The 18,831-nt window shown below is 57.8% G+C and carries 24 protein-coding genes and 1 pseudogene; 20 read left to right on the top strand and 5 right to left on the bottom strand.

Annotated features, from left to right (window positions below; all coding sequences use genetic code 11):
- Position 1 precedes the first annotated feature (1 nt).
- Positions 2-658 carry a class I SAM-dependent methyltransferase gene (locus HMPREF2860_RS06335; RefSeq protein WP_049180779.1) on the top strand — a complete coding sequence of 219 codons (657 nt, stop codon included), beginning with the start codon at positions 2-4 and terminating at the stop codon, positions 656-658.
- Between the two features lie 102 nt (positions 659-760).
- The gene (locus tag HMPREF2860_RS06330; RefSeq protein ID WP_038627654.1) at positions 761-1,543 is read left to right on the top strand and encodes a formate/nitrite transporter family protein; all 783 of its coding nucleotides are present in this window, start codon (positions 761-763) and stop codon (positions 1,541-1,543) included.
- Between the two features lie 44 nt (positions 1,544-1,587).
- Here the strand turns inward: HMPREF2860_RS06330 and HMPREF2860_RS06325 are convergent, their stop codons facing one another.
- Positions 1,588-2,304 (bottom strand): VIT1/CCC1 transporter family protein, encoded by a 717-nt coding sequence (locus tag HMPREF2860_RS06325; RefSeq protein ID WP_038627657.1) that lies wholly within the window; start codon positions 2,302-2,304, stop codon positions 1,588-1,590.
- A 129-nt stretch (positions 2,305-2,433) separates the two neighbouring features.
- Positions 2,434-3,675, bottom strand: coding sequence for a multidrug effflux MFS transporter (locus HMPREF2860_RS06320; protein WP_070628675.1), 1,242 nt, complete (start codon positions 3,673-3,675; stop codon positions 2,434-2,436).
- Between the two features lie 297 nt (positions 3,676-3,972).
- Here HMPREF2860_RS06320 and rplN point away from each other — a divergent pair, with 297 nt between their 5' ends.
- The 10 genes from rplN (at position 3,973) to rplO (ending at position 9,537) form a co-directional block, all read left to right on the top strand.
- On the top strand, positions 3,973-4,341 hold the full coding sequence (gene rplN / locus HMPREF2860_RS06315) for a 50S ribosomal protein L14 (RefSeq protein ID WP_038627660.1): 369 nt from the start codon (positions 3,973-3,975) through the stop codon (positions 4,339-4,341).
- Positions 4,342-4,656, top strand: coding sequence for a 50S ribosomal protein L24 (gene rplX / locus HMPREF2860_RS06310; protein WP_005509963.1), 315 nt, complete (start codon positions 4,342-4,344; stop codon positions 4,654-4,656).
- Positions 4,657-4,658: 2 nt separating this feature from the next.
- Entirely contained in the window at positions 4,659-5,213 is a 555-nt protein-coding gene (gene rplE, locus HMPREF2860_RS06305; protein WP_005509901.1) for a 50S ribosomal protein L5, read from the top strand.
- A 378-nt stretch (positions 5,214-5,591) separates the two neighbouring features.
- The gene (locus HMPREF2860_RS06300; protein WP_038627665.1) at positions 5,592-6,488 is read left to right on the top strand and encodes a GDSL-type esterase/lipase family protein; all 897 of its coding nucleotides are present in this window, start codon (positions 5,592-5,594) and stop codon (positions 6,486-6,488) included.
- A 403-nt stretch (positions 6,489-6,891) separates the two neighbouring features.
- Complete coding sequence (rpsH, locus tag HMPREF2860_RS06295) at positions 6,892-7,290, top strand: 30S ribosomal protein S8 (protein ID WP_005509822.1); 399 nt, start codon at positions 6,892-6,894, stop codon at positions 7,288-7,290.
- A gap of 15 nt (positions 7,291-7,305) precedes the next feature.
- Positions 7,306-7,842, top strand: a complete 537-nt coding sequence (gene rplF / locus HMPREF2860_RS06290; RefSeq protein WP_005509895.1) for a 50S ribosomal protein L6 — start codon at positions 7,306-7,308, stop codon at positions 7,840-7,842.
- Entirely contained in the window at positions 7,842-8,240 is a 399-nt protein-coding gene (gene rplR / locus HMPREF2860_RS06285) for a 50S ribosomal protein L18 (RefSeq protein ID WP_038627668.1), read from the top strand. The genes rplF and rplR overlap by 1 nt, the downstream gene beginning before the upstream one ends.
- Before the next feature lie 34 nt (positions 8,241-8,274).
- Entirely contained in the window at positions 8,275-8,892 is a 618-nt protein-coding gene (gene rpsE, locus HMPREF2860_RS06280; RefSeq protein ID WP_005510059.1) for a 30S ribosomal protein S5, read from the top strand.
- 5 nt (positions 8,893-8,897) lie between these two features.
- Complete coding sequence (gene rpmD / locus HMPREF2860_RS06275; protein ID WP_038629359.1) at positions 8,898-9,083, top strand: 50S ribosomal protein L30; 186 nt, start codon at positions 8,898-8,900, stop codon at positions 9,081-9,083.
- Between the two features lie 7 nt (positions 9,084-9,090).
- On the top strand, positions 9,091-9,537 hold the full coding sequence (rplO, locus tag HMPREF2860_RS06270; RefSeq protein WP_016422071.1) for a 50S ribosomal protein L15: 447 nt from the start codon (positions 9,091-9,093) through the stop codon (positions 9,535-9,537).
- Between the two features lie 102 nt (positions 9,538-9,639).
- Here rplO and HMPREF2860_RS11410 read toward each other — a convergent pair whose 3' ends face one another.
- Both HMPREF2860_RS11410 and HMPREF2860_RS11405 read right to left on the bottom strand, forming a co-directional pair.
- On the bottom strand, positions 9,640-10,827 hold the full coding sequence (locus HMPREF2860_RS11410) for an aminotransferase class I/II-fold pyridoxal phosphate-dependent enzyme (protein WP_370547474.1): 1,188 nt from the start codon (positions 10,825-10,827) through the stop codon (positions 9,640-9,642).
- 9 nt (positions 10,828-10,836) lie between these two features.
- Positions 10,837-11,499 (bottom strand): annotated as a pseudogene (locus tag HMPREF2860_RS11405) (6-carboxyhexanoate--CoA ligase); the annotation flags it as partial.
- A 354-nt stretch (positions 11,500-11,853) separates the two neighbouring features.
- On the opposite strand from HMPREF2860_RS11405, the gene secY reads away from it, so the two are divergent.
- Together secY and HMPREF2860_RS06255 are read left to right on the top strand one after the other, a co-directional pair.
- Entirely contained in the window at positions 11,854-13,185 is a 1,332-nt protein-coding gene (gene secY, locus HMPREF2860_RS06260) for a preprotein translocase subunit SecY (protein WP_141737477.1), read from the top strand.
- On the top strand, positions 13,185-13,736 hold the full coding sequence (locus tag HMPREF2860_RS06255) for an adenylate kinase (protein ID WP_005509947.1): 552 nt from the start codon (positions 13,185-13,187) through the stop codon (positions 13,734-13,736). The genes secY and HMPREF2860_RS06255 overlap by 1 nt, the downstream gene beginning before the upstream one ends.
- Positions 13,737-13,915: 179 nt before the next feature.
- Here HMPREF2860_RS06255 and HMPREF2860_RS06250 read toward each other — a convergent pair whose 3' ends face one another.
- Positions 13,916-14,497, bottom strand: coding sequence for a hypothetical protein (locus HMPREF2860_RS06250; protein WP_049180781.1), 582 nt, complete (start codon positions 14,495-14,497; stop codon positions 13,916-13,918).
- A 226-nt stretch (positions 14,498-14,723) separates the two neighbouring features.
- Between HMPREF2860_RS06250 and map the strand changes: the two genes are divergently transcribed.
- From map to HMPREF2860_RS06220, 6 genes are all read left to right on the top strand, one after another.
- Positions 14,724-15,524, top strand: coding sequence for a type I methionyl aminopeptidase (map, locus tag HMPREF2860_RS06245; RefSeq protein WP_038627674.1), 801 nt, complete (start codon positions 14,724-14,726; stop codon positions 15,522-15,524).
- Positions 15,525-15,807: 283 nt separating this feature from the next.
- On the top strand, positions 15,808-16,029 hold the full coding sequence (infA, locus tag HMPREF2860_RS06240) for a translation initiation factor IF-1 (protein WP_016422077.1): 222 nt from the start codon (positions 15,808-15,810) through the stop codon (positions 16,027-16,029).
- 296 nt (positions 16,030-16,325) lie between these two features.
- Positions 16,326-16,694 carry a 30S ribosomal protein S13 gene (gene rpsM, locus HMPREF2860_RS06235; protein WP_005509836.1) on the top strand — a complete coding sequence of 123 codons (369 nt, stop codon included), beginning with the start codon at positions 16,326-16,328 and terminating at the stop codon, positions 16,692-16,694.
- Positions 16,695-16,697: 3 nt separating this feature from the next.
- Positions 16,698-17,102 carry a 30S ribosomal protein S11 gene (rpsK, locus tag HMPREF2860_RS06230; protein WP_016422078.1) on the top strand — a complete coding sequence of 135 codons (405 nt, stop codon included), beginning with the start codon at positions 16,698-16,700 and terminating at the stop codon, positions 17,100-17,102.
- Between the two features lie 24 nt (positions 17,103-17,126).
- Complete coding sequence (gene rpsD / locus HMPREF2860_RS06225) at positions 17,127-17,732, top strand: 30S ribosomal protein S4 (protein ID WP_038627676.1); 606 nt, start codon at positions 17,127-17,129, stop codon at positions 17,730-17,732.
- Positions 17,733-17,805: 73 nt separating this feature from the next.
- Positions 17,806-18,831 carry a DNA-directed RNA polymerase subunit alpha gene (locus HMPREF2860_RS06220; protein WP_038627678.1) on the top strand — a complete coding sequence of 342 codons (1,026 nt, stop codon included), beginning with the start codon at positions 17,806-17,808 and terminating at the stop codon, positions 18,829-18,831.

The following is an 18,831-nucleotide window of genomic DNA, read 5'->3' as shown; positions in this document are numbered from 1 at the left end:
AATGGTGGCCATGAGCAATGGCACCCACAATCACCGCACTTGGAAAGAAATTATTGCCGCCGATCCGCAGCATTCTCGGCGCTACGCCAACCGGTGGCGGGGATTCGTGCGCGAGGGCCGCGATATCGATGGCGAGGCGCGGCTGGTGGATGCGATGGCGCCACGCCACGCTCGAATTCTAGATGCCGGCTGCGGACAGGGGCGCGTGGGCGGTTACCTGGCGAAGGCTGGGCACCGAGTCATGGGCGTCGATGTCGACCCCTATCTCATCGATGAGGCGAAACGCCAGTTCCCGGACGCGACGTGGTTGGTAGGGGATTTGGCGCAATTGGCGCACGTGCTTGACGACGGCCTCGAGAACACGCCCCACGATGACACGGCATCCGCTTTCGATGTCATCATTTGCCCCGGCAATGTCCTGACCTTCGTAGCGCCAGAAGACCGCACGAAGGTACTGCAGGCCTTCGCAGCGGCACTGAATCCGGAGGGCGGTCGTGCCATCATCGGCTTCGGTGCCGGCCGTGGCTGGGACTTTGCGGATTTTGAAACCACTGCGCAGGAGGCGGGGCTCACCGTGATTCAGCGTTATTCGACGTGGGATCTTCGTCCGTTTGAGGATGAGTCTCAGTTCCTGGTTGCAGTGCTTGAACGGGGGTAGAGAGCTGTGATCGGCGTAAAGCGGTTGCGATTCCGTGCCGGACTATCGTTATTCTTTTATGCGAATAACTGCAATTAACGGCACGCAGGGAAGGCTTCGGCGGTGACGCTATACGAAACGCTGGATACGGCTGGTGACAAAAAACAGGAACTGATGACGCAGGACTACGGGCGTTTTGCGGTTCGAGCGGTCCTGGCGGGCATGTATCTGACGTTGGGAACGGCCTTTGCAGCGGTAGCTGGCCAAGTGGCCGAAGCTGTTGCTCCGGGCACTGGGGGACTGGTCTTTGCGTGCCTGTTCGGGCTTGGACTGTTCGCCATTGTGGTGCTCGGTGCAGAGCTGGCGACTGGCAGCATGATGTTTGTGTCCTGGTCCGCTGCACGCGGTCGCATGCCGTGGGGAGTGGCTCTTCGGATGGTGGCCGTCGCCACGTTCTACAACTTCATCGGTGCCGCGATTGTGGCGCTGGTGCTAAGCCAGAGCGCCAAACTCGGTGGGATTGATGACACACATCTGATTTCCACCTTGACCGAGGGGAAGCTGGCCAAGCCGTTCTTCGGTGCTTTCGTAGAGGCGATGGGCGCGAACTTCGTGGTCAATATGGCTGTTTTAGGCGCGCTACAAGCCAAAGAAATCATTTCGAAGTTCGCTGTGATTCTGCCGATTATTGCGGTGTTCGTTGGGCTCGGGCTTGAGCATGTGATTGCGAACTTCTCGCTGTTTTCCTTGGCCTTTTTCGCCGATCCGCGTCCTGCCGGCTTCGATGGCCTGCACATTACAGGCAACTGGGTGGCAGTGTGGTTGGGCAACTTCGTAGGCGGTGGCCTGGGAATTGGCGCGGTCTACGCCTGGTTGAACCAGACGAAGACCAGCTATGTTGATTAGCTTTTGAGCTTTGCCGGAGCCTATCCGACGACCTATCTCAAGGGCTATCCGACGGCCTGCCCGAAGAGCAGGCCGACGAAGTAGGACACAATCAAACCGAGCGCGCCACCGATGACCAGACGTAGCGCAGCCTTGCCGGAGTGCGTGGAGCTGAGCTTGGCGCTGATGTAGCCGGTCAAGGCCAACGTCACGATGGTGACAACGGTGACCGCAATCGCGCCGGAGGTGGGGCCGGTGAACACCAGAGCCGCAATCATCGGCAGGATGGCGCCGAGTAGGAACGACAGTGCCGAAGAACCAGCAGCCGCCCAGGGGTTGGTAAGTTCCTCGCCGTCAATGCCCAATTCCAGCTTTAGGTGAGCTGCCAGCGGATCATTTTGTGCGATGCCGTGGGCAGCATCTTCGGCGATATGTTGTGGGATGCCGTAGCCAGAGAGAATCCCCACGAGCTCCTTATGCTCTTCATCTGGAAAGTCCTTGAGCTCGGCCTTTTCTTTGGCAATCAGTGCTCGCTCAGTATCGCGCTGAGTTGAAACCGAGACGTATTCCCCCAGAGCCATCGAGATAGCACCAGCGATAACGGCGGCGGCACCAGCAGTCAGAATGGCTTCGCGAGAAGAACCTGCTGCAATCACGCTGAGCAAGATTAGAGCAGTGGAGACGATGCCGTCGTTGGCTCCGAGGACTCCGGCGCGAAGCCAGTTGAGCTTCGACGTCTCAGAAGACTTATGCGGTTCATGAGGATGCGCGTACGTGGTCATGGCAGGACCTTTCTCCCATGTCAGCCTCACGCCTACGGGTGGTACGAGGCCTCACCATCGATTTAATGCCGATTCGGGCACATTCTCAACCAGTGAAGTGAAACGAGGGCAGTCCTCTCGTATGTAGTTTTATGCCAGCTTATGTGGGTGTTTGCGGAGGCCGTCGTGCGTCAATGTCAATACCGCGATCAGCGCAATCAGCGCGCAGGTCAACATTGATATGGCCATTGATAAAGGCAGATTGGAACCAAGCCCCACCAACGGGGAAACCGTGGCGGCCGCGAGGAACTGTGCGAAGCCCATGAGGCCGGAACCTGAGCCAATTCCGATATCTCGAACCTCCTCAATTCCGAGTGCTGTGGCATTGGCGAAGATCAGCGGCATCATCGGTACCGTAATGAACAGCAACAGCCAAGTAGTGAAGAAGTTAATCCCGACTATGGCATTAACAATCAGGCCTATCGACGTCACGAGCATGTCCGTGAGTGCAACTAAAATGCCCTTGCGGGGATGAAGCCGGTTGATCATCTTGCCGTTGAGGATTGACACAAAGGTCAACATCGCTGCATTGGATGCGAACACGAGAGAGAACTGAGTAGGGGTGAGCCCCAGCAGCTCCTGGAAGATAAAGGGTGACGCAGCGATATAGGAGAACATCACCGAGAAGCCACCAGCGAAAGCTAACAAGTAGCCGACAAATACGGGCCGCTGTAGCAGCCTGCCGATATTGGGCAGGAGATTGCGCAGAGAGCCTGTGGAGCGTCGCTCTGGCGGTAGAGTTTCCGGAACCATCAGAAACACAATCGCGACCATCGCGACGTTGATGGCTGCGAGAAACCAGAACACGCTGCGCCAGCCGAATGCGGGGCCCAGAAAGCCACCCACAAGGGGAGCGATTGCCGGGGCGATGGAGGAAATGCCCATCAGCGTCGAGAAAGCTCTCGCTGATGCCTTGCCCTTCAAGAGGTCTGGGACTACAGCACGAGCCAGAACCACTGTGGAGCCACCAGCTAACCCCTGGAACAGGCGCATTGCAATAAGCGTGCCAATATTCGGTGCTATTGCACAGAGGATTGACGAGCCCAAGAACACCAAAGTCGCAATGAGAAGCAACTTCCTACGGCCCAAACTATCGGAGAGAGCGCCAATGACGAGCTGCCCTGCAGCCATACCGATCATGAAGGTTGCCAGAGTGAGCTGAACCATTGACTCGGTTGTGGAGAACTCCTTGGCTATCTCCACGAAGGAGGCCAGGTATGTATCTGCGCCGAACGGGGCGGCGGCGGATAATAAGGCTAACCCGGCAAGTAGCGATACCGGAAGCGTCTGTGCTGGCTGTGTCTGAGCGTTCTCGGAATGTGGATTTGTCACTGTCTCAGTCTAGGGTTTCCGCGGAATAGGGTTGCTGCGGAGGGTATAAACCATGTTGGGGGCATGAAACTAAGGGATTTTGTTGTCCCGCACGAACGTGCCATAATACACAGGTTGCGCGAAGTGGCTGCGTGCTGCTCTCAACGGTCTATGACCGTAGCTAGCATGGGGTCAAAGCGATATGGAAGTTGCCTCTAGCAGGTGCTTTCGTCGTAAAGCGTAAACACAAGACATAAAGACCGCGTGCGTTTAGGACGGAAATCTGACGCACAATGCAACCAGGTCAGGAGAAACGCAGTGATTCAGCAGGAATCCCGTCTGCGCGTTGCCGACAACACTGGTGCACGTGAAATCCAGTGCATCCGCGTTCTCGGCGGCTCGACCCGACGCTTCGCTGGCATTGGCGACACCATTGTCGCAACTGTCAAGGAAGCTACTCCGGGCGGCAACGTCAAGGCAGGCGAAATTGTTAAGGCAGTCATCGTCCGTGCGAAGAAGGAGACCCGTCGTCCGGACGGCTCCTACATCTCGTTCGACGAGAATGCAGCTGTCATCATCAAGGCCGACGGTGAGCCAAAGGGCACCCGTATTTTCGGCCCGGTCGCGCGTGAGCTGCGTGACAAGAAGTTCATGAAGATTGTCTCGCTCGCACCGGAGGTGATTTAAGTGAAGATCCGTAAGGGCGATACCGTGCTGGTTATCTCCGGTCCGGACAAGGGTGCTCAGGGCAAGGTCATCGAGGCCTACCCGAAGCGCGACAAGGTCCTGGTCGAGGGCGTTAACCGTATCAAGAAGCACGTTGCAAACTCCGCTGCGGAGCGCGGTGCATCCTCGGGTGGCATTGTCACTCAGGAAGCTCCGATTCACGTGTCGAACGTCATGCTGGTCGACGAAGATGGTACCCCGACTCGCGTTGGTTACCGCTTCGATGAGGACGGCAAGAAGGTTCGCATCTCCCGCCGTACCGGGAAGGACATCTAAGCATGAGCGAAAATTACACCCCTCGTCTGAAGGCCCGTTACCGCGATGAGATTCGCGGCAAGATGCAGGAAGAGTTCTCCTACGAGAACGTCATGCAGATTCCGGGCGTTACCAAGGTCGTCGTTAACATGGGCGTCGGCGCTGCTGCTCAGGACAAGAAGCAGATCAACGGTGCTATCAACGACCTGACTCTGATCACCGGTCAGAAGCCGGAGACCCGTCGCGCTCGCAAGTCGATCGCTAACTTCAAGCTTCGTGAAGGCGACGCCATCGGCGCTCGCGTCACCCTGCGTGGCGACCGTATGTGGGAGTTCCTGGATCGTCTGCTGACCGTGGCTCTGCCGCGAATCCGCGACTTCCGCGGTCTGTCTGATCAGCAGTTCGATGGTCACGGTAACTACACCTTCGGACTGTCTGAGCAGACCATGTTCTACGAGATCGACGTTGACAAGATCGACCGCCCGCGCGGTATGGACATCACCGTCGTGACCACCGCTACCAACAATGAGGAAGGCCGCGCGCTGCTGCGCGAGCTGGGCTTCCCGTTCAAGAAGTAGTTTTGCCTCTTCGGTAGCTTCTGTCTGAAGCCTCGGATGCCGCTTGGCCTCCGGGGCTTTTTGCTGCTCCGTTAACCCTTATGTTCATGGGGGGATGTCGCTGTGCGGGGCCTGCGCAAAAGTTACCAGTGTTGCCGGTGTGAAAGTTGACCCTTTTTGGGGGTTGAAAATTAGTAAAGTCACAAGCTTTCTTAAATGAAAGTTAGGCGTTCGTGATGATTTCGTTGTAAACTGCCATTCGTCATAGTGACGGCCGCCAAAATGCATTGTGGTCGTTATCATTTTGGGCAAGATTTAAGTGACTTCAGCTTCTGTGTGGTTGAGCCAGTGGTTCTACACAGAGCGGTCCTTAAGTTAAAACGCAAAGGGATTAACTACATGAAGAACTTCTCCGTGGCCGTCCGCTCGGCTGCTGTTGCAACTGTTGCGGCTCTGGGTCTGAGCTTGGGCGCAGGTGCTGCCAACGCACAGCCGGCACTGCCGGAAATGCCGAACATTCCGATTCCGGGTATCGGCGACACCGGCCCGAAGGGCGTCAAGCAGATCGTCACCTTCGGTGACTCCTTCACCGCTAATGCCGGTAAGGGTGGCCCGCGTGGCCTGGCGCCGGGGCAGAACGTGCTGGTCGCTAACTGTGCCACCGACATGGAAAACTGGCCGAAGATTGCAGCGTCGAAGCTGAACAAGTCCCTGGGTGACTGGTCCTGTAACGGTCTTGGTGGCTTCCCGGGTCAGCTCCTCGCATACCTGGAAGCTTCCATCCAGTACGGCGACATCGGAGAGGGCACTGAGAAGGTTGTCCTGATGTACGGCGGCATGGACTGGGTCCAGTGGGTTGACGTGGCAGGCGAGCTGGTCGCAAAGCCGGACCCCAAGGCTCCGTCGCTGTTCAAGCAGACGCTGCGTCAGTTCACTGACCGCGTCCACCAGGTTGCTCCGGGTGCTCAGGTCGTCCTGGCTTCGTACCCTGAGTACGCTACCAATGACCAGCTGTGCCTGGTGAACGCCCCGAACCAGACCTTCCCGATCCCGGCACCGGGTGCCAGCGAGATTCAGGGGGCATTCCGCGACAGCATTCGCTCCGCGTCTCAGCACGTAGGTGCCGGCTTCATCGACGTCTACGAGGCAACCCTCGGCCACGGTACCTGCAACCCAAACCCGGATGAGCGCTTCGTCGCCGGTTTCGCAGATCCGGTGATGGGCCCGATGACCAATCACCCGACGGTGGCTGGCGAAAAGGCTATGGGTAACATCATCGCCGACCAGCTCTACTAATTTCCTCTAGCCGGCGCCATATCGGCTAGAAATTGAGTTCCACTGCTAATTGGTGGGGCTTCACGCCGCGAGCGGACTAACGTCCAGCCGCGGCGTTTTTGCATTTCGGCCGGTATTTGTTAGTATCACCAGGTCTGCCCTCTGTAAGAGGTGCGGCAGTAAAAATGTAAGAACTTTGCTGTAGGCCCCTCGCCTCGCATCGTCTCTGGCGTCACCTGGGTGGCGAGCTGACTCGGCTATTGAACCGAGTTGGCGAACAGTAGCCCTTAAATCGCCGGAATCACGATATTGGTAATCGCTCCAACTTAAGCTTTCGTCGTGTGACAGTTGCTGTTTGCGCGGTCATTGGAGTTAGCCACGAGGTGGGAAGGAACCGCAGCGAGAAAGGAAGCGGTCACTAACCATGACCATGACTGACCCAATCGCCGACATGCTGTCGCGCGTGCGCAACGCTAACAACGCGTACCACGACTCTGTCTCGATGCCGTCGTCCAAGCTGAAGGCTAACATCGCCGAGATCCTCAAGTCTGAGGGTTACATTGCGGACTACGCAGTCGAGGACGCCAAGGTCGGCAAGACCCTGACCCTGAACCTGAAGTACGGCCCGTCCCGCGAGCGTTCGATCGCTGGCGTGCGTCGCGTCTCCAAGCCGGGTCTGCGTGTTTACGCAAAGTCCACTAACCTGCCGAAGGTCCTCGGTGGCCTGGGCGTGGCTATCATCTCCACGTCTCAGGGCCTGCTGACTGACCGTCAGGCTTACGAGAAGAAGGTTGGCGGGGAAGTCCTCGCTTACGTCTGGTAAAGGGGGAACTACACAATGTCTCGTATTGGTAAGAACCCTGTCGTTGTCCCGGCAAATGTTACTGCACAGGTCAACGGCCAGGACGTTTCCGTCAAGGGCCCGAAGGGCGAGCTGTCTGTCTCTATCCCGGCTCCAATTACCGTTGAGCTGAAGGACAATGAGATTGTGGTCAACCGCCCGGATGACCACCGCAAGAGCCGCTCCCTGCACGGCCTGTCCCGTTCGCTGATTAACAATATGGTTGTCGGTGTGACCGAGGGCTACACCATCAAGATGGAAATCTTCGGTGTTGGTTACCGTGTCGCCAAGAAGGGCAAGGACCTCGAGTTCTCCTTGGGCTACTCGCACCCAGTCCTGATCGAAGCACCGGAAGGTATCACCTTCGATGTCGACGGCACCACCAAGCTGTCGATCACAGGTATTGATAAGCAGCAGGTCGGACAGCTCGCAGCTAACATCCGTCGTCTGCGTAAGGATGATCCTTACAAGGGCAAGGGCATTCGTTACGATGGCGAGCAGATCCGTCGCAAGATCGGAAAGACGGGTAAGTAATGAGCAACACCAACGAAAAGCGCCTCCCGGTAGGCAAGGACATCTCGACTCGTCGTCGTGTCGCCCGCGCCCGCCGTCACGCACGCTTGCGCAAGAACGTCCGCGGCACCTCCGAGGCACCGCGCCTCGTCGTGCACCGCTCTTCCCGCCACATCACCGCTCAGGTTATCGACGACTCTATCGGTCGTACCCTGGCCGCTGCTTCCACTCTGGACGCAGATCTCCGTGGCTTCGAGGGCGACAAGAAGGCCAAGAGCGCCAAGGTCGGCGAGTTGATTGCTGCTCGCGCTAAGGATGCTGGCATCGAGAATGTCGTTTTCGACCGCGGTGGCTACCAGTACCACGGCCGCGTTGCTGCTCTGGCCGAGGCTGCCCGTGAAGGTGGTCTGAAGTTCTAATGCGCACTTACAAGTCCAACGGAAGGAATGCGTGATGTCGGAACGCGATAAGCGCGAAGGCGGACGTAACTCCGCTGACAACAAGAACAACAACCGTCGTGGTGGCCGCGGTAACGACCGTCGCCAGCAGGACGAGCGTTCGCAGTACATCGAGCGCGTAGTAACTATTAACCGAGTTTCCAAGGTCGTCAAGGGCGGTCGTCGCTTCAGCTTCACCGCTCTGGTCATCGTCGGTGACGGCGAGGGCATGGTCGGCGTCGGCTACGGCAAGGCCAAGGAAGTACCGGCAGCTATCCAGAAGGGTGCTGAAGAGGCTCGTAAGAACTTCTTCCGCGTCCCGATGATTGCTGGCACCATCACCCACCCGGTTCAGGGTGAGACCGCTGCTGGCATCGTGCTGCTGCGCCCGGCTGCTCCGGGTACCGGTCTGATTGCCGGCGGCGCTGTCCGCCCGGTTCTCGAGTGCGCCGGTGTTCAGGATGTTCTGTCCAAGTCGCTGGGTACCAACAACTCCATCAACGTTGTTCACGCAACCGTTGATGCTCTCAAGCAGCTGGTTCGCCCTGAAGAGGTCGCCGCACGTCGTGGCAAGTCCCTCGAAGAGGTCACCCCGGCACGTATGCTGCGCGCACGCGCAGGTCAGGGAGCGTGATTTCCATGGCACTGAAGATTACCCAGGTCCGTGGTACCGCTGGTACCAAGCAGAAGCAGAAGGATTCGCTGCGCACCCTCGGCCTGAAGCGCATCAACGATTCCGTCGTCCGCCCGGATTCTCCGGCTGTGCGCGGTCTCGTGAACGTTGTGCGTCACCTGGTCGAGGTTGAAGAAGTAGCGGGGGAGTAGGTAAACCATGAGCGAACCAATTAAGCTCCACGACTTGGCCCCGGCTCCGGGTGCTAAGAAGAAGAAGACTCGCGTCGGCCGTGGTGAGGCTTCCAAGGGTAAGACCGCTGGTCGCGGCACCAAGGGCACCAAGGCCCGCAAGCAGGTTTCGGCAGCATTCGAGGGTGGCCAGATGCCACTTCACATGCGTCTGCCGAAGTTGAAGGGCTTCAAGAACCCGGCGAAGGTCACCTTCCAGGTGGTCAACGTTTCGGATTTGGAGCGTCTGTTCCCGAACGGTGGCGACGTCACCATCGCCGACCTGGTTGCAAAGGGCGCCGTCCGCGCTAACCAGCCGGTGAAGGTCCTCGGCGACGGCGACATCAACGTCTCCGTCAACGTCACCGCAACCAAGTTCTCGGGCTCCGCAAAGTCCAAGATCGAGGCTGCAGGCGGCTCTGTCACTGAGGCTTAAAGCATTTAAGCTTTAATAGAAGAGCTCCTAACCCATGTGGTTAGGAGCTTTTTTGTATTGAGAGGGAGGAAATTGGAGGGGAGGGCAGCGCAAACCGCTGGCTTACAGCAGGCCGGTGGTTCGCAGAGCCCACTCCAGTTGGTCGATGTCAGCGTCGGTGTGCAGCGCGGTGATGGTCAATCGCAACATTGCCTCACCACGGGGCACCGTCGGATAGCGAATTGCAGGTATAAACACGCCTAGCTCCGCCAACTGTGCTGAGGCGTCCATCGCTTCGGTCTCGTCCCCGACGGGCAGCGGGATGATGGCAGATGCGGGGTCTGACTGCGCGCCAACCAGGGAGCGGACGCACGCAATATTACGTTGCAATCGCTTGACGACGTCCCCAACCTCCAACTGCTTCAACGCTGCGCGGATAGCTGCGACAGAACCAGGGTTCATGGACGTTGAGTACACGTAGCTACGGGCTTGATTGCGTAGCAGTTCGCCAACTGGTGCCGAGCAGAGAACGTATCCTCCTTCGACCCCGAGAGCCTTGCTCGCGGTGCCGACCACAATGTCCGGGCGAATGCCCAGGTGCGCTGCAGTGCCACGACCGTGTTCTCCGATAACTCCGACGCCGTGGGCGTCGTCAAGCATCAGCCATGCGTTGCGACGGTGACAGGTGCGCTCGAGTGCCGGGCCGTCGATGACCTCGCCTGACATAGAGAACACGGAGTCGGAGATGACAAGTTTGTGGCGGGCGCTCGATGTTGCGAGGAGATGGTCGAGTGCCTGGTAGTCAGTGTGCGGAAAGACCGTGACTTTAGCTCGGGCATTGCGGCATCCGTCAATGATGGAAGCATGGTTGGCGGCGTCGGAGAAGATTTCAACGTCGGCGGTGGCGATGGCAGCGATGGTTGAGTGGTTCGCCTGGTAGCCAGTCGCAAAGAGAACGGCATCGTCGAAACCGAAGAACTGCGCGAGTTCATTCTCAAGTGCGCTGTGGATGCTAGTGCCAGTGGTTAAGCGAGAGCCGCCGGACCCGGTGCCGAAATATCCAATTGCCTCGGTGGCAGCTGAGATGAGCTCAGGGTGCGTGGACAGGCCGAGGTAGTCCGAAGAAGAAAACAATAGGTAGTCGGCTCCGTCAATTCGGCTATGCGGTAGTTGTGCGGTTTCGAAAGTGCGCAGTGTGCGGGCAAGTCCTGCACCGGCCCAGGCCGTGTTTCTTTGGGCGGCGATTGCTGAGAGGTCGCTGCTGAGGCCGGTAGTGTCCGTCGAGAAACTGGCGTCAGCTGGGAGCTCGATATAGACCGGCGTGTTCTCCAGGTAGTCGATTAGCTCGGGGATATCGATGCCGGGTTCAACGATGAAAATGCGAGTACCAAGAGTGCTGCCGTGGTCCTTGATATTGGGGATACGGTGGAAGATTCCGTCCAGTGCGAGATAGCCACGCGTGTAAAAGGGATCGTCGGAGAGGCAGATTTCTGCGACGATGCCCGGGGCGCTGTGAACCTTGGATGCGAGGATGAGCGCCTCGTGAAAATGGTCCTTGGCGCAGTCCTTGCTGGGGTGTGAGATGGCATCAAAAGTGGAAACCCGTACACCGCGGGCTGGGTTTGGGTCGAGCCGCTCACCGGAGGAGGCATCGATAAGAGCGGCGCCGCGAAGACCCGTGAGTGAATAGGCCATCTCGACGGCGATATCGGCGGCCTGTATACCTGCAGCGTGTAGGCGTTGAGTAATGAGCTTGCGGGCGTCCCCAGGGCTGGAGTTCGACACTAGAAAGGGGACTAACGCCGGCACGGTGCTGATGGTCGACTCATCAATCTTGTCCGCAGTGATGTGAATTGTGTCGGCTCGCCCCTTGTCGTGGTGAAGTGCACGGCTAGTCATAGCAGAAGCCAACTGAGGTAGTTCGGTGGCCGGTGCAAGACGCTCAGCGCCAGAGATATGGCAGCCATCGGCGCTGGAGCGCATGCGGATGCTGTAGGTACTCACAGAGCAAAACTTTAACACTGTTCAAGTTTTGTTTGAGAAGGTTGGGTGGAGCACATGAGAGGGCGGGGGCTCAGAGGGGATGAGCGCTGGAATCGTCGTCAAGCGAAAAGAGGGTGATTGACGGGGCGCTGTACTAACGGTGATATAGAGGCGTATTGCGACGATATGGAGAAACGCTGGTAGACTCACTACGTCAAATACTGTCAATTAAAGGTTTGAGGAATACGTCATCCGCGTTGCTTAACTAAAACGGAAGACTACTGGCGGATAAGCGGGTAAATCTTTCGGGAAAAGCGTGGGAGAAGCGGATTTCTTGACCTCGGGAGGATGCACGTGGCTTCCGGTCTCATTGCGGCGTTGCGCGATCCCGATTTGCGTAAGAAGATCTTCTTCACTCTGACGATGATCATTCTGTACCGAATCGGCTCGCAGATTCCAACCCCTGGTATCGACTACCAGTTGGTCAACGCGCAGCTCGAGCAGATTTCGAAAGATCAGTCCAGCGTTTACTCGCTGATCAACCTGTTCTCAGGTGGCGCTCTGCTGCAGATGGCGATTTTCGGCATCGGCATTATGCCGTACATTACGGCCTCGATTATCGTCCAGCTGCTCACGGTGGTGATTCCACACTTCGAGCAGTTGAAGAAGGAAGGGCAGTCGGGTCAGACAAAGATGACCCAGTACACCCGCTACCTCACAGTGGCGTTGGCGTTGCTGCAGTCTGCGGGCATTGTGGCCATGGCAGACCGTGGCGCCCTGCTGGGCGGCTCGCAGTCGCTGCTGGTAAAGGATGCGGGTGTCTTTGACCTCGTGGTGATGGTCGTTGTGATGACCTCCGGTGCCGTGCTGGTCATGTGGATGGGTGAGCTCATCACTGACCGAGGGGTCGGCAACGGTATGTCACTGCTGATTTTCTCCGGTATCGCCGCTGGTATGCCGGCGCAGGGAGCGAACATTCTGCGCTCCACTACCGGTGTCGTGTTTGCCACCGTGATTGTTGCCGTGCTGATTCTCATCATCGGCGTTATTTTCATTGAGCAGGGACAGCGCCGTATTCCGGTGCAGTACGCAAAGCGCATGGTTGGTCGTCGCCAGTACGGCGGATCTTCCACCTACCTGCCGCTGAAGGTGAACCAGGCCGGTGTTATCCCGGTCATCTTCGCGTCCTCTCTGATTTACGTGCCGGTTCTGATTACCCAGATTGTTCAGTCCGGTCAGTCGAATCCGAACATGGACAACTGGTGGCAGCGCAATGTCATTCAGTACCTGCTGGCGCCGTCCAGTTGGCAGTACATTCTGCTGTTCTTCCTGATGATCATCTTCTTCTCCTTCTTCTACACCTCCGTGCAGTATGACCCGCACGAGCAGGCGGAGAACATGAAGAAGTACGGCGGATTCATTCCGGGCTTCCGCCCGGGGCGTCCGACTGCTGAATACCTGTCCTACGTCCTGATTCGCCTGCTGACTGTCGGCTCGCTGTACCTGGCACTGATCGCTGTTCTGCCAAATGTCGCTCTTGATATGGGGCTTGGCGACGCGAACGCTGGTCGAGGCGGTATGTTTGGAGGTACAGCCCTGCTGATTCTGGTCAGTGTTGCGCTGACGACGGTCAAGCAGGTTGAAAGCCAAATGATGCAACGTAACTACGAAGGGTTCTTGAAGTAATGCGACTCGTACTTGTAGGTCCTCCCGGTGCAGGCAAGGGCACTCAGGCAGCTATCCTCTCGGAGAAGCTCGGTGTCCCACACATCTCCACCGGTGACCTGTTTCGCGCAAACATCGGTGAAGGTACTCCGCTCGGCATTGAGGCGAAGTCCTACATCGACGCCGGCAACCTTGTTCCGGACGACGTGACTGTGCGTATGGTCGAGTCCCGTCTGAACGAGGACGACGCTGCCAAGGGGTTCCTGTTGGATGGCTTCCCGCGCACTGTTGGTCAAGCAGAAGAGCTGAAGCGTCTGCTGTCCAACCTCGGCACTGAGCTGGATGCGGTCGTACAGTTCGACGTTTCTGAGGATGTCGTAGTCGAGCGCATGCTGGCCCGTGGTCGCGCAGACGACACTGAAGAGGTCATCCGCAACCGCATGCATGTGTACACCAATGAGACCGCTCCTTTGCTGGATTACTACTCGGAGAAGATCATCAAGATTGCCGCTGAGGGATCCGTTGAGGAGATTAACGAGCGCACGATGGCTGAGCTGGAGAAGCTGAACTAAGCTCCTGGCGCGCCGGATAACTAGACGCTCTAGCTTTTTTGCTGGCTGGAGCCGATGGGTTTGCCGGTTGTAGGTGGTTGTTGAAGCCGCCCTTTCGAACCGTTGAGGTTTGGAAGGGCGGCTTTTGTGTGTGGCTGTTGGGGTCTGGGGCGGGGGTGGGGGGCAGCCGATAGTGAGGGCTACTGGAAGTCCTGAATAATCTGGTCGATGAGTGGCTGCGCGGCCTCAGCGCTGATATTCGCGAAAACGAACTCTTGGTAGATGCGGTTGGCCTCGTCAATGACCATAACGAAAGGGGACCCCTTGTTGATGCCGCTAAATGCGTGCTTGCCGGGTAGCTCGTATGGTACGTAGTTTTCGACGGACTCAGCCTTTTCGTTAATGCGCTCGACAGTGGCCGGGTCCTCGGCCGTACTGAGCATTGCGGTGCCACCGTCTCCAACTGCCATTACGCAGGTGAAGCCATGTACGCTCTCGCTGCCAAAAATGACGGGTTTAGAGTCATCCGACTCGACGCAGCTGCCAATCGCCTCCTTAATTGCATCAGGTGTGAAGTTTTGGATTGACTCAGGCAGTGCAGAGGTGCCCATGAAACCCGAGGTGCTTCCAGGGGTCTCCGGCGATTCCGCGGCAGGGGAAGTGGAGGGGATAGTCGGCGCTGGCGACGGTTCGGGATTGCTTGAGCAAGCGCCAACCAGGAAAAGTGAGCTGGTGACAATAACAGCGCCCGCAGTCTGCGCGGACTTCAACAGTGAATGCATGCCAGTTATCGTAGGGCAGCTCAACTTTGGGTGTAAACCGCCCGAAAAACGAAGCAAGCCGATTGCAGATTAAGCGTCACGAATGAACATCCATAAAGATTCCCATGCAACGCCTCGTAGAAATACATGAAGCAGAGCGCTGGCTGGGGGAGCGATGCCCTCGTAGGTGGCGGGATTCGGCTAGCCGGTGGTTCCCTTCTAAGTCAGAGTAGACTCAACCAGCGTGATGAGTTTTCGACGCCGCCGCAAAGTAGTTCCTGCCCGCACCGAGGGAGAATTGGATGCGATGCAAGCGGCCGGCGAGATTGTCGGTCGTGCATTGCTGGCTTGCAGAAACGCTGCTAAGCCGGGGGTGACCACGGCAGATCTCAATGAGATCGCGCACCAGGTCATTATCGATGCTGGCGCAACGCCGTCCTTCCTTGGCTATGAAGGTTTTCCGGCGTCTGTCTGCGCATCTGTGAATGAAGTTGTTGTCCACGGCATTCCGTCAAGCTCTACGGTTCTCGCCGATGGTGATTTAGTCTCAATTGACTGTGGCGCAATCCTGGATGGCTGGCACGGTGATTCGGCACTTACGTTCGGCGTCGGAAAGCTGAGTGAAGATGTCGAAAAACTGAACATTGCGACATCAGAGGTCCTCACCGAAGGTATTAAGGCCATGGTTCCGGGCGCTCGCCTCACCGATATTTCGTATGCGCTTGAAATGGCCACCCGTGAGGCTGAACTGCGCCACGATATTGAGCTCGGCATCGTAGATGGATATGGCGGGCACGGCATTGGGCGGGAGATGCACATGGACCCCTTCCTGCCCAACGAGGGCAAAGCTGGAAAGGGCCCCCGCATCGTCGAAGGCTCCGTATTGGCCATTGAGCCGATGCTCATTCTCGGCGGCGAGTGGGGTAGTGATGAGCTTGACGACGGCTGGACGGTCGTCAGCGCGGATAGAATGCCGGCCTCCCATTGGGAGCATACAGTTGCCGCCACGGCGGACGGCCCCCGTATTTTGACTCCTCGATACGAATAACTAGTGCGTGAGGGCCAAGCGAAAGGTCAGAATGTTGCCATAAAGGCTGCGATGAATTCTGAACGGGTGGAGCGAACCAGCCTGCCGTCGCTTGCAACCGGTCCCATAATGGTCGTATTTGGTAAAAACGCAGGTCGCGTGTAAAGTTGGGCGATGGTGTGGGCGCAGTGTCGCTGCAGTGATGATTATCCCTGCACGGAACTGCTAAAACACCAGGCAGAGTAGAGATTTCCCAACTGGTGCCGGGATTGTCCCGGGTATCCGCCAGAGAGACGTGGAGGACATGGCTAAAAAGGAAGGCGCAATTGAGGTTGAGGGTCGCGTCGTCGAGCCCTTGCCGAACGCGATGTTCCGAGTGGAGCTGGACAACGGGCACAAGGTGCTCGCCCATATCAGTGGCAAGATGCGCCAGCACTACATCCGTATTCTCCCGGAAGACCGAGTCGTAGTGGAGCTCTCTCCCTACGATCTCGAGCGTGGGCGAATCGTCTACCGCTACAAGTAAATCGACCTGACCACTGTTGGTAGTGGTTATGGGCTTATTTACTAACTAGACAGAAACTCCACCGTCCTAGCTGCTTCTGGTGACGGCCGCGTGATGTTGAGGCCTGGCGTCTCAGCAGATTGGCGCGGCGGTTCTTTATGAAAGCTTTTCCACAGAAGTAAGCGAGACTACCTCCGGCAACGGTGGCTGGAGCCTTTCTATAACACCTGCGCGACTCGGCGTCCGACCGAGTGAGCCGGGCCTGGGAAGGGTGGCAGTGGAGTAAACCACCGCATCAACCGGAAGGAAATTGCCGTATGGCACGCCTTGCTGGAGTTGACCTGCCACGCAACAAGCGTATGGAGGTCGCTCTTACCTACATTTATGGCATCGGCCCTGCCCGTGCCAATGAGCTGCTGGAGAAGACTGGCATCTCTCCGGACCTGCGTACCGATGCTCTCACTGATGAGCAGGTCGCCGCGCTGCGTGACGTGATTGAGGCCACCTGGAAGGTCGAGGGTGACCTCCGCCGTCAGGTTCAGGCTGATATCCGCCGCAAGATTGAGATTGGTTCCTACCAGGGTCTGCGCCACCGTCGTGGCCTGCCGGTCCGTGGTCAGCGCACCAAGACCAACGCTCGTACGCGTAAGGGTCCGAAGAAGACGATCGCCGGAAAGAAGAAGTAAAACATGGCAGCTCCGAAGTCCGCACGCGGCCGTCGTACCGGCCGTCGCGTTGTAAAGAAGAACGTGGCTCAGGGCCACGCATACATCAAGTCCACCTTCAACAACACCATCGTGTCCATCACGGACCCGAAGGGCGCTGTTATCTCGTGGGCCTCCTCGGGTCACGTCGGTTTCAAGGGCTCCCGTAAGTCCACTCCGTTCGCTGCCCAGATGGCTGCCGAGAACGCTGCTCGTAAGGCCATGGAGCACGGTATGAAGAAGGTTGACGTTTTCGTTAAGGGTCCGGGTTCGGGCCGCGAAACCGCCATCCGTTCCCTCCAGGCTGCTGGCCTTGAGGTGTCCTCGATCTCGGATGTGACCCCTCAGCCGCACAACGGCTGCCGTCCGCCGAAGCGTCGTCGCGTCTAGGAATAGGGTAAGGAGAGAACAGAAATGGCCCGTTATACCGGTCCCGCAACCCGTAAGTCCCGTCGTCTCCGCGTCGACCTCGTCGGTGGCGACATGAACTTCGAGCGTCGTCCCTACCCTCCGGGGCAGGCTGGTCGCGCTCGTATCAAGGAGTCGGAGTACCTGCTCCAGCTCCAGGAGAAGCAGAAGGCACGTTTCACCTACGGCGTGATGGAGAAGCAGTTCCGTCGCTACTACGCCGAGGCTCACCGTCGTCCGGGCAAGACTGGCGATAACCTCGTCGTCCTGCTGGAGTCGCGTCTCGACAACGTTGTCTACCGCGCTGGTCTGGCTCGTACTCGTCGCCAGGCTCGTCAGCTGGTTTCCCACGGCCACTTCACCGTTAACGGTAAGAAGATCAACGTGCCGTCCTTCCAGGTAAGCCAGTACGACATCATCGACGTGCGCCCGAAGTCGCAGAAGATGATGTGGTTCGAAGAGGCACAGGAGAACCTGGTCGACGCTGTCGTCCCGGCATGGCTTCAGGTTGTTCCTGAGTCCCTGCGCATCCTCGTGCACCAGACCCCGGAACGCGCACAGATCGACATTCCGCTTCAGGAACAGCTGATCGTCGAGTTCTACTCGAAGTAATAACTAACTTCGCTTGCATCCATTCATTCCCTATGGCGTCATATAGCGGTCGCCACCTGGAGGATTTTCGAAAATGCTCATTTCCCAGCGCCCAACGCTGACTGAGGACTACATTGATTCCTCTCGCTCCCGGTTCGTTATCGAACCGCTGGAGCCGGGTTTCGGTTACACCCTCGGTAACTCTCTTCGTCGTACGTTGCTGTCGTCCATTCCGGGCGCTGCAGTCACCAGCATCCGCATCGACGGTGTGCTGCACGAGTTCACCACTATCCCGGGCGTGAAGGAAGATGTCTCCGACATCATCCTGAACATCAAGGGTCTGGTGCTCTCGAGCGAGTTCGACGAGCCGGCTACCGTTTACCTGCGTCGCGAAGGTGCAGGCGCGGTGACCGCTGCAGACATTGAGTGCCCAGCAGGTGTGGAGATTCATAACCCGGATCACCACATCGCTACTCTCAACGAATCCGGTCGCTTGGATATTGAGATGATCGTTGAACGTGGTCGTGGCTACGTGCCGGCGACCCCGAACTCCGGTGGCGAAATTGGCCGCATTCCGATGGACCAGATTTACTCGCCAGTTCTGAAGGTCAGCTACAAGGTGGAGGCTACTCGTGTTGAGCAGCGCACCGACTTTGACAAGCTGATCATCGATGTCGAGACCAAGAACTCGATCACCGCCCGCGACGCAATGGCGTCGGCAGGCAAGACTCTGGTTGAGCTGTTCGGTCTGGCACGCGAGCTGAACGAGGCTGCTGAGGGCATCGAGATTGGCCCGAGCCCGCGCGAGGCTGAGGATGTCGCTGCGTACCAGACTCCGATTGAGGATCTGGACTTCTCTATGCGCTCCTACAACTGCCTAAAGCGTGAGGAGATCCACACTGTCGGTGAGCTCGCTGCTCGTACCGAGTCGGATCTGCTGGATATCCGCAACTTCGGTGACAAGTCCATCAATGAGGTCAAGGAAAAGCTCGCTGAGCTTGGCCTGGCTCTGAAGGATTCCCCGAACAACTTCGACCCGGCTGCTGTCGCTGATTTGGACGCTGCCTCGGGCGATGACGCTGACTGGACTGATGGCGCAAGCGCTGGCTACGACGAGTAG

It is taken from the genome of Corynebacterium sp. HMSC064E10, assembly GCF_001812505.1.
In the GTDB taxonomy this organism is placed as follows: domain Bacteria; phylum Actinomycetota; class Actinomycetes; order Mycobacteriales; family Mycobacteriaceae; genus Corynebacterium; species Corynebacterium amycolatum.
This window is presented reverse-complemented; position numbering and strand designations above follow the sequence as displayed.

Coding starts and splice junctions, on each gene's coding strand:
- rpsH (WP_005509822.1), top strand. CDS start 6,892: ATGACCATGACTGACCCAATCGCCGACATGCTGTCGCGCGTGCGCAAC.
- HMPREF2860_RS06220 (WP_038627678.1), top strand. CDS start 17,806: ATGCTCATTTCCCAGCGCCCAACGCTGACTGAGGACTACATTGATTCC.
- rplO (WP_016422071.1), top strand. CDS start 9,091: ATGAGCGAACCAATTAAGCTCCACGACTTGGCCCCGGCTCCGGGTGCT.
- rplR (WP_038627668.1), top strand. CDS start 7,842: ATGAGCAACACCAACGAAAAGCGCCTCCCGGTAGGCAAGGACATCTCG.
- rplE (WP_005509901.1), top strand. CDS start 4,659: ATGAGCGAAAATTACACCCCTCGTCTGAAGGCCCGTTACCGCGATGAG.
- HMPREF2860_RS06335 (WP_049180779.1), top strand. CDS start 2: ATGGTGGCCATGAGCAATGGCACCCACAATCACCGCACTTGGAAAGAA.
- HMPREF2860_RS06300 (WP_038627665.1), top strand. CDS start 5,592: ATGAAGAACTTCTCCGTGGCCGTCCGCTCGGCTGCTGTTGCAACTGTT.
- rpmD (WP_038629359.1), top strand. CDS start 8,898: ATGGCACTGAAGATTACCCAGGTCCGTGGTACCGCTGGTACCAAGCAG.
- HMPREF2860_RS06255 (WP_005509947.1), top strand. CDS start 13,185: ATGCGACTCGTACTTGTAGGTCCTCCCGGTGCAGGCAAGGGCACTCAG.
- HMPREF2860_RS06325 (WP_038627657.1), bottom strand. CDS start 2,304: ATGACCACGTACGCGCATCCTCATGAACCGCATAAGTCTTCTGAGACG.
- rpsK (WP_016422078.1), top strand. CDS start 16,698: ATGGCAGCTCCGAAGTCCGCACGCGGCCGTCGTACCGGCCGTCGCGTT.
- HMPREF2860_RS06250 (WP_049180781.1), bottom strand. CDS start 14,497: ATGCATTCACTGTTGAAGTCCGCGCAGACTGCGGGCGCTGTTATTGTC.
- map (WP_038627674.1), top strand. CDS start 14,724: ATGAGTTTTCGACGCCGCCGCAAAGTAGTTCCTGCCCGCACCGAGGGA.
- rpsE (WP_005510059.1), top strand. CDS start 8,275: ATGTCGGAACGCGATAAGCGCGAAGGCGGACGTAACTCCGCTGACAAC.
- rpsM (WP_005509836.1), top strand. CDS start 16,326: ATGGCACGCCTTGCTGGAGTTGACCTGCCACGCAACAAGCGTATGGAG.
- rpsD (WP_038627676.1), top strand. CDS start 17,127: ATGGCCCGTTATACCGGTCCCGCAACCCGTAAGTCCCGTCGTCTCCGC.
- infA (WP_016422077.1), top strand. CDS start 15,808: ATGGCTAAAAAGGAAGGCGCAATTGAGGTTGAGGGTCGCGTCGTCGAG.
- rplF (WP_005509895.1), top strand. CDS start 7,306: ATGTCTCGTATTGGTAAGAACCCTGTCGTTGTCCCGGCAAATGTTACT.